Raw genomic sequence first — 12,631 nt, 5'->3', positions numbered from 1 at the left:
GCGGTGTAACGGGTGCGCGCGAGGACCGGGCGCGGGGTGTGGTCACCCGCGCCCGGCCGTCTCAACGCGTCACTCGGCGGACTCGACGGCGGCCTCCGCGGGGGCCGTGTCGAGAGGGGCGGGGCGCAGGTTCCACATCACCGCGATGTAGAGCCCGGCGCCCAGGATGGCGCCGATCACCCATGCGAACCCGCTGAGGAATCCGAGAGCGGGAACCCACACGGCCGAGATCGAGAAGATCGCGGCGACGACCACGACGATGACCGCGCGGATGTTCCAGCCCTTCTGGTAGTAGTAGCGGCCCGCCGCATCCATCGAGAAGAGGTCGGCGACCTTCAGCCGGCGCCGCTGGATGATGTAGTAGTCGGCGACGAGCACGCCGTAGAGCGGAGCGAGGAAGGCACCCAGCGTGTCGACGAAGATCGGCAGGTTGTCGCCGATCGTGACGACCCACAGCGCGCCGATCACGAAGCCGATGGCCGCGGTGATCCAGCCGCCGGTCTTGAAGCTGATGCGCTGGGGCGACAGGTTCGACAGGTCGTACGCCGGCGGGATGAAGTTGGCCACCAGGTTGATGCCGATCGTGGCGAGCAGGAAGGTCACGGCGGCGAGCACCGTCAGGAACACGTTGCCGACCTGGCCGACGATGTCGGCGGGGTTGGCGAGCGGCTCGCCCTCGCCGCCCTGCAGCACGAGGTATGCCCCGGCGGTGATGAACAGGCTGAGGAACGTGAAGAAGGTCAGGCTCACGGGCAGGCCGAGGAAGTTGCCCCGGCGCATCGACTTCTCGCTCTTGGAGAATCGGGCGAAGTCGCCGAAGTTGATCACGACCGCCGAGAAGTACGCGATCATCGTGCCGATGACGCCGACGAAGGCGCCGACGGCGGCCCAGCCCTCGACCTCGCTGTTGTTGAAGATCTGGCCGACGGCCGAGAACATGTCCCCGCCCGCCTCGATCCAGATGGCGATCAGGAGCACGATCATGACGGCGTAGACGGCGGGGCCGGCGAAGTTCAGGAACTTCTCGATCCAGGAGATGCCCTTGACGAACAGCAGCACCTGAAGGGCCGCCACGATGACGTACGACACCCAGCCGATGACGTTCATGCCCAGGAAGGTCGCCGATTCGGGGCTGCCGAAGATCGCGTTGAGCGCGAGCGCGACGGCGGTCGAGGCGAAGTAGGTCTGCGCGCCGTACCAGAACATCGCGACGATGCCGCGGATCAGGGCGGGGAACTGCGCGCCCTGCACGCCCATGCTGGCGCGCGCCATGACGGCGTAGGGGATGCCGTACTTCACGCTCGGCTTCCCGGTGAGGTTCACCAGCCAGTTGACGAAGAATCCGGCCAGGATGATCGCCGCGAAGACGTACCAGCCGTTGATGCCGGCGGTGATGAACAGGCTCGCCGCGAGCGTGTAGCCGGCGAGGCTCTGGACGTCGTTGGTCCAGACGTTGAAGATCTCGAAAGAGCCCCAGCGCCGCTTCTCGGGAGCGAGCGGCTCGAGGTCTTCGTTGTGGAGGGACGGATGCGGGTCCGAGCCGACGTGGGTGTCGAACTCGCCCGCGGGGAGGGTCGCGGTCATTTCGGTCTCCAGACAGAGCGGTCGGGGATGTCGGTGCTGGATGTTGCGGTGTTGCGACGGCGCCATCGGCGTCCTCACGTCAAGCTATTGCTTAACATGGCGCGGCTGGTTTCCCCGATGTAACGTCTGCGTGACGTTAAGTGACCGCTTAAGGCGCTGGCGTGGGCTCCGCCGCCTCGGCGGCACCGCTCCCGACCGCCCCGGCTTCGGCCGCGCGCTCGATGTCGACGGTGAGCCAGATGCTCACGGCGACGGCATCCGTCTCGTTCACGACGCGGTGGGGCCGCGTCGCCGCGAACGACAGCGACTGCCCCGCGCCGAGCCGCACCGCGCCCTCGGTGAACTCGAACGTGAGCTCGCCGGTGACGACGTGACCGCTCTCATACCCGGGATGGACGAGCATGGCGCCGTCGAGGCTCGACGACGAACCCGGCGGGTAGGTGGATTCGAACCACGTGACGCCGGGAAGCTGCGACGGCGAGAGCCGGCGGTACACCACCCCCTGGCCGAGATGGGCCGGCGCGACCTCGACGCCGCGCGAGACCAGGACGCCGGGCAGCGGCTCGAGGACGTCCCCGTCATCGCCGTCGTCGTCGAGCGCGAAGACGCTCAGGTCGTCGAAGATCGCCGACACCGGAACGCCCAGCACGCCGACCAGCTCCACGAGGCGGTTCACCGAGGGCTGCATCGCCCCGGTCTCGATCTGCGACAGCGCGCTCGACGAGATGCCCATCTGCTGGGCGACGGACGTCAGCGACCGGCCCGTCGCCAGCCGCAGCTTGCGCAGGCGAGCCCCGATCTGCGTCGACAGCAGCGGCTCGTCCACGGCGTCTCCCCTCGTCCCGGTCTCTCATGGTAGGCGGATCCGGTGACCGGTTACGCCCCCGTCACAATGGCGAAACGTACGGCTGTGCCGTCCCCGATACGGTCGAGTCACGAGAGGAGCACCGTGCATCTCGACGATTTCAACCGGGCGGCCGTCCCGGAAGCGCGAGCCGTCGTGTCCGTCTGGGCGGCCATCCCGACGTGGGTCGACGCGATCGTGGCCGCGCGCCCCTATTCTTCGGTGGACGCCCTCGCCGAGGCCGCCGGCATGCTCGCGGCCTCGTGGGGACTCCCCGAGCTCGAGGCGGCGCTGGCCCACCACCCCCGCATCGGCGAGAAGCCGTCGGGTGCGGGCGCCGAGGCGGCCGCGTCGCGGCGCGAGCAGGCGAGCATGGCGGATGCCGACACGTCGGTCGCCGACCGCATCGCCGCCGGCAACGCCGCCTACGAGCAGCGTTTCGGGCGGGTCTTCCTCATCCGCGCGGCGGGTCGCTCGCCCGACGAGATCCTCGCCGAGCTGCAGCGGCGGCTCACCAGCGACAGCGACGCCGAGATCGCCGAGGCGTGCGATCAGCTCGCCCAGATCGCGCTGCTGCGCCTGCACGCCGCGTTCGCGGAAGGATGAGGGCATGACCCACCTCACGACCCACATCCTCGACGCCTCGATCGGGCTGCCCGCACCCGGGGTCGTCGTCTCGCTCGCGCGTCACGGAGCCGACGGCACCGAGGCGGTCGCCGAAGGCGTCACGGACGCCGACGGCCGACTGGCCCTCGGGCCCGAGCTGCTGACCCCGGGCACCTACGCCCTCACGTTCGGCACGGGTGCGTACTTCGGGCACCGCGGGGTCGAGACGTTCTACCCCCTGGTCACGATCACCTTCACCGTCGAAGGCGACCGGCACCTCCACGTGCCGCTGCTGCTGAGTCCGTTCGCGTATTCGACGTATCGAGGGAGCTGAAGGATGAAGATCATCGTCATCGGGGCCGGCATCGGCGGAACGAGCGCCGGCATCGCCCTCAAGCGCCTCGGGCACGACGTGGTCATCTACGACCGCATGCGCGAGAACAAGCCCGTCGGTGCCGCCCTGTCGCTGTGGTCGAACGGCGTGAAGGTGCTCAACTGGCTCGGCCTGGCCGACGAGGTCGCCGCGCTCGGCGGCGACATGGCGTACATGTCCTACCAGGACGGGCACACCGGCGAGACGATGTGCCGCTTCAGCCTCGCGCCGGTCACCGAGATGACGGGGCAGAAGCCGTACCCGGTCGCGCGCGCCGACCTGCAGATGCTGCTCATGGAGGCCTTCGGCCTGGACGACATCCGTCTCGGCATGAAGATGATGGCGGTGTCCGAGGCGGACGGCGTGGTGACGGCGACGTTCGCGGACGGCTCGACCGACACCGCCGACCTGCTGATCGGCGCCGACGGCGCCCGATCGATCACGCGTGACTACGTCACGGGCGCGACCGAGGGCTCCCCGAGCATCGAGCGCACGTACTCGGGCTACACGAACTTCAACGGCCTCATCACCCAGGACACCGCGATCGGCCCCGTCGACCAGTGGACGACCTACGTCGCCGAGGGCAAGCGCGCTGCGGTCATGCCGGTCGCGGACGGCCGCTTCTACTTCTGGTTCGACGTCCCCCAGCCCGCGGGGCTGCCGTACGACAGCGCTGACGGCAAGACGCCGCTCGAGCAGGCGTTCGCGGGCTGGGCACCCGGCGTCCAGTCGCTCATCGCGGCGATCGACCCCGCGGTCTCGCTCAACCGCGTCGAGATCTGGGACATCGACCCGTTCCGCACGTGGACACGCGGACGCGTCGCGATCCTCGGCGACGCCGCCCACAACACCGCCCCCGACATCGGCCAGGGCGCGTGCTCGGCGCTCGAGGACACGTTCGCGCTGGGCATCAGCCTCGCCACCAACACCGTCGGCGTCGAGGACGCGCTCAAGCGCTACGAGCTCAGCCGCGCCGAGCGCGCCGGCGAGCTCGTGCTGCGCGCCCGCAAGCGCGGCGACGAGACGCATGCCTTCGATGCCGCCGCCACCGACGCGTGGTACGAGAGCCTGCGGGGCAGCGACGGATCCGGCATCATCAAGGGCATCGTGGGCAACATCGTCGACAGTCCGATCAACCTCGGCGTCGGAACCCTGTGACGCGGCCCTAGGCTCGGCATCATGGACACGGCCCGAATCCAGCGTCTGCTCTCCGGCGACGACGTCGACCCCCGCGCTGCCCTGGACGAGCTCTTCCCTGCCGACGAGGGCCGCAGCAGTCACGAGATCGCGGTGGCGTGGGCCGCCGAGCGGCTGCGGTCGTCCGGGGTCGATCCGGCGGCGTCGCCGATGGCCGCGATCAAGACCCTCCGCGATGCCGACCCCCGGCTCGACCTCGCACCCGCCCGCTATCTGATCCGCCGCGTGACACGGCTGTAGCCGGCGCGACGGCCGCGGCGACGGCTCAGGAGCGCGCGGGCAGCAGCGATGCCGCGAACGCCAGCTTGTCCAGGACCGGCGCCGGGATCGCGAACGGGTAGAGGTCGTCCTTGCCCATCGAGCGGTTGATGACGTTGAGCGCCGTCGACAGCGGGATCCAGACGTCCGTCACCAGCGCACGCAGATCACCCGTCCGCTCGACGCGCGCGGCGTCGACGAGACCGTGCGAGACCGCCGAGTCGACGGTGTCGTGGATGTGGAGCAGGTGCGCCCACGTCTCGGCGAAGTCCTCGTGCGGGTGCATCGTGGCGTAGGTCGAGATGTACGACGCCCTCCAGTCGGCGGGCGCCCCGTCTGCGTAATGCCGGTCGATCGCCTCCTGGTAGTCGGCGCGCTCATCGCCGAAGAGCTCGCGGAACCGCGCCGTGTGCGGGCCCTCGCCCACGAGCTGCCACTGGAAGTAGTGGCCGACCTCGTGGCGGAAGTGCCCCAGCATCGTGCGGTACGGCTCGTCGAGCTGATCGCGCACCTTCTCTCGGTGCACGTCGTCGCCTTCGGCGAGGTCTATCGTGATGACGCCGTCGACATGGCCGATCGTCACCTGCGCATCGCTCGAGGAGAGCAGGTCGAACGCCAGTCCGCCGAGCGGATCGGCATCCTTGCCCCGCACCTCGAGGCCGAGACGGTCGAGCTCGTACAGCAGGTGGCGCTTGGCGCGCTCGGCCGGGACGAAGTTCGCCAGCCCCTCGAGGTCGGCGTCGTTCGGGCGCACGCGCGTGAGCGCGCAGCTCTCGCACGCGCCGCCCTCGAGGGCCGCGAGCCACGTGCAGCCCGACAGATTCAGATTGCGGCACACATGCCACACCAGCCCCTCGGCGTCGACGTGGCGCCCGGCGTCGTCGACGGGGACGATGGCGCGCTCGGCACGCGAGTAGCCGAGCGCGGTACCGCACGACACGCACACCGAGTTCTCGAAGAACAGCCTCGCGTCGCACACGCGGCAGCGGAACGCCTGCACGTCAGGCGCCCTCGTGGGGCGCGACGTCGACCGAGACGCGCAGCGTCGACTTCTTCGCCTTCGACCAGATGATGCCGCGCACCGGCGACACGTCGCCGTAGTCGCGGCCCCACGCCACGGTGATGTAGCGGTCGTTCGCCCACTGGTTGTTGGTCGGATCGATCGCGAGCCACTCGCCCGAGACGGGCAGCCACACCGCCAGCCACGCGTGCGAGGCATCCGCCCCGACGACCCGCTCCTTGCCGGGCGGCGGCTGGGTCGCCAGGTAGCCGCTGACGTACCGGGCGGCGATCCCGTGACTGCGCAGGCACGCCAGCGCGACGTGAGCGAAGTCCTGGCACACGCCGGCGCGCTTGCGCATCGCGTCCGCCACCGTGCTGGTGACGGTGGTCGCCTTGGTGTCGTAGTCGAAGTCGCGGTGGATGCGCTGCATCAGGTCCGTCGCGGCCTCGCCGATCGGGCGACCCGGATGCAGGGACTCCGCCGCGTACTCGGCGGCCTCGGGGACGTGGGCCACGCGCGGCGACTCGAGCGCGAACTCCGTCGCCGCCCACGCCCCCGGCAGCGTGGGGTCGTCGAGCGGGCGCGCACGCTCCCACGGCATCGCGAGCGCCTCGGGGTCGTACACGGGGCTCTCCACGGTGACCTCGCTCGCGGCGTCGATGACGAGCTCCGTGTGCGGCGAGACGACGTGGTAGTACGTCACGGCGTTGCCGTAGTAGTCGACATCGGGCGTGAGATCGGCGGGCGGCGGATCAAGCGTCACGGCGTGCGAGGCGACCTGCTGCCACGGCAGCTGCCGCGGGCGCAGGTGGTGGACGCCGAGGCTGTTGCGCACCGGCTTGTCGTAGACGTACTCGGTGCGGTGCGACAGGAGGTACTTCATGCGCGGCCCATCTCCTCGACCAGGGCCAGCGACGACATCTGCACGGCGGGCGGACCGCCCTCGAAGTGCAGCTCGGCGATCGCGTCGGCGAGCCGGCGCAGCCCCTTCACCGTCTCGGCCAGGAACTCGGCCAGTGCCGGTCGTCGGCCGTCGATCTCGGCCGACAGCTTCGCGACGTCGACCGCGTCGAGTGCCTCGCCCAGCGCGTCACGGAGGCGCTCGGGGCGGGTCGAGCCGGTCGAGTCCGGCATGGCGTCGAGGTGCCGGCGCAGCCCCTCGAGCGCGAAGGCGAGCGAGCGGGGGTTGTCGAGGTCCTTCAGGAGCAGCTCGAAGATGCTGCGGGTGCGCCCGTAGCCGCGATAGCGGCGGCGGTGCGTCACGAGGCTCTCGGCCGCCAGCAGGACGCCGTCGAGGACCTGCCGGTCCGCGGCCCCTGCCGCGTCGGCGGCGGTCGTCGCCTCGAGCAGGATGCACAGCTGCAGCGCACGCTCGAGGTAGCGGCCCGCCTCGATCATGTGCCAGCCGGTGTCACGGATCATGTTCGACGTCACGCCGTACAGCGACAGCACACCGCTGAGCATCCGCTCGGCCGAGTCCGCGATCTGCGGCGCGTGGGTGGAGTCGCGTGCGGCGTCCATCGCGCGGTCCGCGATGCTGAACACGCGCCACGTGTCGCCCGAGAGCTGATCACGCACGCCCTCGAGCGCGCCGCGCATTCCCGCGAGGGCATGCGCCGCCGTGCCCGCCCGGCCGGTCTCGACGAGCAGCGAGCGCAGTTCGTCGGTCGGCGATGCCCAGCGGCTTCCCGCGAGCCGCTGGAGGATGCTCTGCAGCGCCCACGCCGCGCTCGCGGAGCGCCGCCCATCGCGTTCGAGCAGCCCCTGCGTCGCGATGACGAGCCGCAGCACGTCCTCCGCGCGCTCGGCGTAGCGGCCCGCCCAGAACATGTCGGCGAGAGCACGCGGCGCGAACGCGGGGATCGAGGGCACCATGGTCAGCGGCGAGGGACCCGGCAACCCCTGGTCCGGATCGGCCGGATCGGCCTTGAGGACCCACACGTCCTTGGTGAGGGGGACGCCGTCGTCATCGCGCGCGGTGGCCATGCCGCCCGCGAGCGTGCGGTAGGCGGAGCCGTACCGCACCGAGAAGGCGCGCAGCACCAGGGGGCGCGCCTCGGCGATACCGCCCGAGCGCCACACCGGCGCCTGCGACAGCGGCAGACGGGCAAGGCCCACGTAGCGATACGGGTGCGCGAGGATGCGCACCGCCAGCTCGTCGGGGCTCACGTCGTCGGCCGAGGCGCCGTCGAGGGTGCGGATGAGGATGGACTCCGGATCGCGACGCAGCTGGGCGAGCACGTGGTCGAGGCCCTCGCGGTCTCCGCACCACCATGCCGGCGTCGCGGGCAGCAGCAGCTGCTCGCCGAGCAGCCGCTCGCACGCGGCGGGAAGGAACGGCAGCAGCGCGGGGTTCTCGAGCACGCCGGCGCCGAGACCGTTGACGATCTTCACCGTGCCGCGGCGCACCGCCTCGACGAGTCCCGCGACGCCCAGCTGCGAGTCGCCGCGCAGCTCGAGCGGATCGCACCATGCGGCGTCGACGCGGCGCAGGATGACGTCGACGCGGTCGACGGGCTTGGTGTGCGGCCAGCGGGGAGGCTTGATCCACACGCTGCCCTCGCTGACCACCAGGTCGTCGCCCTGCACGAGCGGGAATCCGAGCGTCGTGGCGATGAACGCCTGGTCGTAGGCGGTCTCGGAGTGGGTGCCCGGCGACAACACGACCACGCGCGGATCGGGCGAATCGGTCGGCGCGCACTGCAGCAGCGCGTCGCGCAGCACGACGAAGTACGGATCGATGCGGTGCAGATCGGCTTCGTTGTACAGCTCGGGCAGCAGCCGCGAGATCACCAGCCGGTTCTCCATCGCGAAGCCCAGACCCGACGGGGCCTGCACGCGATCGGCCAGCACGCGCCACTCGCCGTCCGCGTCGCGGCCGAGATCGGTTCCGGTCAGCACGATCGGATGCGCGTCGGCGACGCTCGGGCGCGCGATCGGGCGGACGAAGCCGGGGTGGGCGAACACGGCGGCGGCGGGGATCACGCCCTCCGACAGCAGGCGCTGGTCGCCGTACAGGTCGGCCATGATGGCGTTGAGCAGCTCGGCGCGCTGGGCGAGGCCCACCTCTATGCGGTTCCAGGACGGCGCGTCGAAGACGAGCGGCAGCGGATCCAGGCGCCACGGGCGCGGACCACCGCGGTGCGCATAGGTGACGCCGTCGTCGGCGAGGGCGCCGGCGATCTCGGACACCAGACGTGCGATCTCGCTCTGCGTGAGGGTGATCGCCGCCGACGCGAGCCCCTTCCACGCCGGGCGCAGCGCGCCCTCCGGGCCGATCACCTCGTCGAAGCGCGGCGAGACCGCGGCCGACCCGCCGTTCAGGGGCAGCGTGGCCCGGGTGAGGTCCGCCGCATAGTCGTGCAGGACGCTCACTGCGGGGGGACCCTGCGCAGGTCCAGAGTGTGGGGGTAGTCGGACGTGGCGGCGCGGCGACCCGCCTCGCGGGCTGCCGCGACGTCGAAGTGTCCCGACGTCAGGCCGTGCGCCTCGAACCGGCTCGCGCGGCGGGCCTCGGCCTCGTTGGCGTTGACCGGCGGGTGGTGGTAGGCGCGGCCGCCCGGGTGGACGACGTGGTACGTCGCGCCGCCGAGACTCGTCTCGGCGTTCGCGTCGACGACTTCGAAGGTCAGCGGAGCGTGCACGGCGATCGACGGATGCAGCGCCGACCACGGCTGCCACGCCCGGTAGCGGACGCCGGCGTAGTACTCGCCGAGGTGGCCGGTCGGAGTCAGAGGCACAGGTACACCCTGGCACGTCACCAGGTGCCGGTCGATGTCGACACCGCGGACGCGCACCTGGATGCGCTCGACGGACGAGTCGACGTACCGCGACGTCCCGCCCGCCGTCGCCTCCTCGCCGAGCACGTGCCACGGCTCGATCGCCTGCCGGAGCTCCATCTCGATGCCGCGGCCGGGCGCACCGATGCGGGTGAAGCCGATGCGCGGGAACCGGAACTCGGTGAACGGGTCCAGCCACGTCTCCTCGAACGCGATGCCGTGGGCGCGCAGGTCCGCGACGACCTCGTCGATGTCGGCGGTCGCCCCCTGCGGCAGCAGGAAGTCCTCGTGCAGGCGCGTTCCCCAGCGCACGAGCGGCGCGGTGTACGGCTTCTCCCAGAACATCGCCACGAGGCTGCGCACGAGCAGCGCCTGCACGAGCGCGAGCTCGGGGTGCGGCGGCATCTCGAAGCCGCGCAGCTCGAGCAGGCCTAGGCGCCCGCGGCTGGAGTCGGGGCTGTACAGCTTGTCGATGCAGAACTCGGCACGATGGGTGTTACCGGTGAGGTCGGTCAGCAGGTGCCGCAGGGCCCGGTCGGTGAGCCACGGCAGCGCGTCGGTCTCGGCGTTCTCGGGGTCCCCCTGCAGCCGCCGCAGCTCCTGCAGCGCGATCTCCATCTCGTAGACCGCCTCGGGGCGGCCCTCGTCGAAGCGCGGCGCCTGGCTGGTCGGGCCGATGAACCGGCCCGAGAACAGGTACGACAGACTCGGATGCCGCTGCCAGTAGGTCACGAGGCTCGCCAGCAGGTCGGGACGGCGCAGCAGGGGCGAGTCGATCGGCTGGGGCCCGCCGATCGTGATGTGGTTGCCGCCTCCGGTGCCGGTGTGCAGGCCGTCGAGGTCGAACTTCTCCGTCGACAGGCGACTGCGGCGGGCGTGGTCGTACAGCGAGATCGTGAGATCCCGCTGGTCCGCCCACGACGAGGTCGGCTGCACGTTGACCTCGATGACGCCCGGGTCGGGGGTCACCACGAGCTGCACCAGGCGCGCGTCCGGCGGCGGGCCGTAGCCCTCGAGCACGACCGGCACCTCGACCTGGGCGGCGGCGGTCTCGATCACGGTCAGCAGATCCGCGTACGCCTCGAGCGTCGTCGTCGGCGGCAGGAAGACGTGGACGTGGCCGCCCCGCGCCTCGATCGCCAGCGCCGTGCGGCTCGAGTCGGCGGGATCGGCGATCTTCACGTGCGGGATGCCGGGGGCCAGCGGTGCCGACACCTCGACGTACGACGGCTCGCCGGCGTACTCCGGCTCCTCCCACGCGACCGAGTCCAGCGGCAGGCGCAGACCGACCGCGCTCGTACCGGGGGTCAGCACGAGCCGGCCTCGGCGGAACCGCCATGCCGGACTCGTCCATTCGTCCTCGGTCGTGATCGGCAGCACCCATCCCGTCGGATCGGTCACGGCCGCATCGAGCTCGGCGACCTCGGCGGCGTCGATCTCGTCGGCATCCGGGCGCGGCCCCGTCGGCTGCCGGACCTCGGCGGCGAGCGCCGCGAGCGGATCCTCGTACGCCGGCAGCAGGTGCTCGGCGGGGAGCCCCAGCACGCCCGTGACGGCGCGCGCGAGCGCCTCGGCGTGAGCGGCGGAATCGGCATCCGCCTTCTCGCTCCACGGGTCGGCGAACAGCGACGGGTCGCTCCACAGCGGCTCGCCGTCGCTGCGCCACTGCAGCGCGATGTTCCAGCGCGGAAGCGGCTCGCCCGGGTACCACTTGCCGTCGCCGCGGTGCACGACGCCGCCCTGCGCGTAGGCGCGACGCAGCTTATCCGCGAGATCGTTCGCCAGCTCTCGCTTGTGGGGTCCGTCCGCCGACGTGTTCCATTCGGCCGCCGTCGCGTCGTCGAGGGCCACGAAGGTCGGCTCCCCACCCATCGTCAGACGCACGTCCCCGCGCCGCAGCCGCTCGTCGACGGCCTCGCCGAGCGCATCGATGCGCTCCCACTGCTGCGCCGTGTAGGGCTTGGTGGTGCGCGGGTCCTCGTGGATGCGGCGCACCTCGTTGTGGAAATCGAAGGTCACCTCGGCCACCCCGGTCGACCCCTCGATCGGGGCCGCGGTGCTCGGGTGCGGCGTCGCCGACAGCGGGATGTGGCCCTCACCGGCGAACAGGGCGCTCGTGGCGTCCATGCCGATCCAGCCGGCGCCCGGGATGTAGACCTCGGCCCACGCGTGGAGATCCGTGAAGTCCTCGGCCGGGCCGCTCGGGCCGTCCAGCGACTCCTGATCGGCCGCCAGCTGCACGAGGTACCCCGACACGAAGCGCGCGGCGAGGCCGTACTTGCGCAGCAGGCTCACCAGCAGCCACGCCGAGTCGCGGCACGAGCCGATGGCCCGCGAGAGCGTCTCGTCGGGGGTCTGCACGCCCGGCTCCATGCGGACGTCGTAGGCGACCGCGCCGTTGACCGCCGCGTTCAGCTGCGAGAGGAACTGCACGGTGGCCATGCCGTCCTCGGGCAGCTCGGGCAGTCCCTGCATCCACACGCCCGCCTCGTCGCTGTCGTCGACGGGGGCCATGTAGGGAGCGAGGTCGGCCTTGAGGTCGGCGCGGTAGTCGAACGGGAAGCGCTCGGCGTACTCCTCGATGAAGAAGTCGAAGGGGTTGATCACCATCATGTCGGCGACCAGGCCGACCGTGATCTCGAGGTGGCTCACCTTCTCGGGGAAGACGATGCGGGCGACCCAGTTGCCGAACGGGTCCTGCTGCCAGTTGATGAAGTGGTTCTTCGGGCTGACCTCGAGCGAGTAGGCCTCGATGGGCGTGCGCGAGTGCGGGGCCGGCCGCAGGCGCACCAGGTGCGGGTGCACCGTCACCGGCTGGGCGAAGCGATAGCTCGTGTAGTGCTCGAGCGCGACCTTGATGGACATGAATACAGGATGTCCCAGGTTCGTTGCGTTCGGGTTACGTGTGACCGGCGCCGTCCCGATCCGATCGCGCCGTCCTTCGGCACCCGCACTGCCGATCGATGGTCCGGATGCCCGGATTCCGG

At 71.1% G+C, this 12,631-nt stretch carries 10 protein-coding genes; 4 read left to right on the top strand and 6 right to left on the bottom strand.

Annotated elements, in window-relative coordinates:
- Positions 1-69: 69 nt before the first annotated feature.
- Together P0L94_14690 and P0L94_14685 are read right to left on the bottom strand one after the other, a co-directional pair.
- Positions 70-1,584, bottom strand: coding sequence for an NCS1 family nucleobase:cation symporter-1 (locus P0L94_14690; protein WES63704.1), 1,515 nt, complete (start codon positions 1,582-1,584; stop codon positions 70-72).
- Positions 1,585-1,732: 148 nt separating this feature from the next.
- Positions 1,733-2,410, bottom strand: a complete 678-nt coding sequence (locus P0L94_14685) for a helix-turn-helix domain-containing protein (protein WES63703.1) — start codon at positions 2,408-2,410, stop codon at positions 1,733-1,735.
- Positions 2,411-2,533: 123 nt separating this feature from the next.
- Here P0L94_14685 and uraD point away from each other — a divergent pair, with 123 nt between their 5' ends.
- The 4 genes from uraD to P0L94_14665 are packed head-to-tail and all read left to right on the top strand — an operon-like array spanning position 2,534 to position 4,844.
- Positions 2,534-3,034: a 2-oxo-4-hydroxy-4-carboxy-5-ureidoimidazoline decarboxylase gene (gene uraD / locus P0L94_14680; GenBank protein ID WES63702.1), complete on the top strand. Its 501-nt coding sequence runs from the start codon at positions 2,534-2,536 to the stop codon at positions 3,032-3,034.
- Positions 3,035-3,038: 4 nt separating this feature from the next.
- The gene (uraH, locus tag P0L94_14675) at positions 3,039-3,368 is read left to right on the top strand and encodes a hydroxyisourate hydrolase (protein ID WES63701.1); all 330 of its coding nucleotides are present in this window, start codon (positions 3,039-3,041) and stop codon (positions 3,366-3,368) included.
- Between the two features lie 3 nt (positions 3,369-3,371).
- Positions 3,372-4,565: an FAD-dependent urate hydroxylase HpxO gene (hpxO, locus tag P0L94_14670; protein WES63700.1), complete on the top strand. Its 1,194-nt coding sequence runs from the start codon at positions 3,372-3,374 to the stop codon at positions 4,563-4,565.
- A 21-nt stretch (positions 4,566-4,586) separates the two neighbouring features.
- Positions 4,587-4,844 carry a hypothetical protein gene (locus tag P0L94_14665; protein ID WES63699.1) on the top strand — a complete coding sequence of 86 codons (258 nt, stop codon included), beginning with the start codon at positions 4,587-4,589 and terminating at the stop codon, positions 4,842-4,844.
- Between the two features lie 25 nt (positions 4,845-4,869).
- On the opposite strand, the gene P0L94_14660 is transcribed toward P0L94_14665, so the two are convergent.
- From P0L94_14660 to P0L94_14645, 4 genes are read right to left on the bottom strand one after another with little or no spacing between them, the layout of a single operon-like run.
- Positions 4,870-5,862, bottom strand: a complete 993-nt coding sequence (locus P0L94_14660; protein WES63698.1) for a putative zinc-binding metallopeptidase — start codon at positions 5,860-5,862, stop codon at positions 4,870-4,872.
- 1 nt (position 5,863) lies between these two features.
- Entirely contained in the window at positions 5,864-6,748 is an 885-nt protein-coding gene (locus P0L94_14655; protein ID WES63697.1) for a transglutaminase family protein, read from the bottom strand.
- On the bottom strand, positions 6,745-9,240 hold the full coding sequence (locus P0L94_14650; protein WES63696.1) for a circularly permuted type 2 ATP-grasp protein: 2,496 nt from the start codon (positions 9,238-9,240) through the stop codon (positions 6,745-6,747). Before P0L94_14650 ends, P0L94_14655 begins: the two co-directional genes overlap by 4 nt.
- Positions 9,237-12,509, bottom strand: a complete 3,273-nt coding sequence (locus tag P0L94_14645) for a transglutaminase family protein (protein ID WES63695.1) — start codon at positions 12,507-12,509, stop codon at positions 9,237-9,239. The genes P0L94_14650 and P0L94_14645 overlap by 4 nt, the downstream gene beginning before the upstream one ends.
- Positions 12,510-12,631 lie beyond the last annotated feature (122 nt).

It is taken from the genome of Microbacter sp. GSS18, from assembly GCA_029319145.1.
Classification (GTDB): Bacteria; Actinomycetota; Actinomycetes; order Actinomycetales; family Microbacteriaceae; genus Microbacterium.
Note: the sequence above shows the minus strand (reverse complement) of the source record. Positions and strands in the feature narration are given on the sequence as shown.

Bases quoted from the DNA above. Each gene is read 5' to 3' on its own strand.
- P0L94_14690 (WES63704.1), bottom strand. From the start codon at position 1,584: ATGACCGCGACCCTCCCCGCGGGCGAGTTCGACACCCACGTCGGCTCG.
- uraH (WES63701.1), top strand. From the start codon at position 3,039: ATGACCCACCTCACGACCCACATCCTCGACGCCTCGATCGGGCTGCCC.
- hpxO (WES63700.1), top strand. From the start codon at position 3,372: ATGAAGATCATCGTCATCGGGGCCGGCATCGGCGGAACGAGCGCCGGC.
- P0L94_14665 (WES63699.1), top strand. From the start codon at position 4,587: ATGGACACGGCCCGAATCCAGCGTCTGCTCTCCGGCGACGACGTCGAC.
- P0L94_14655 (WES63697.1), bottom strand. From the start codon at position 6,748: ATGAAGTACCTCCTGTCGCACCGCACCGAGTACGTCTACGACAAGCCG.
- P0L94_14645 (WES63695.1), bottom strand. From the start codon at position 12,509: ATGTCCATCAAGGTCGCGCTCGAGCACTACACGAGCTATCGCTTCGCC.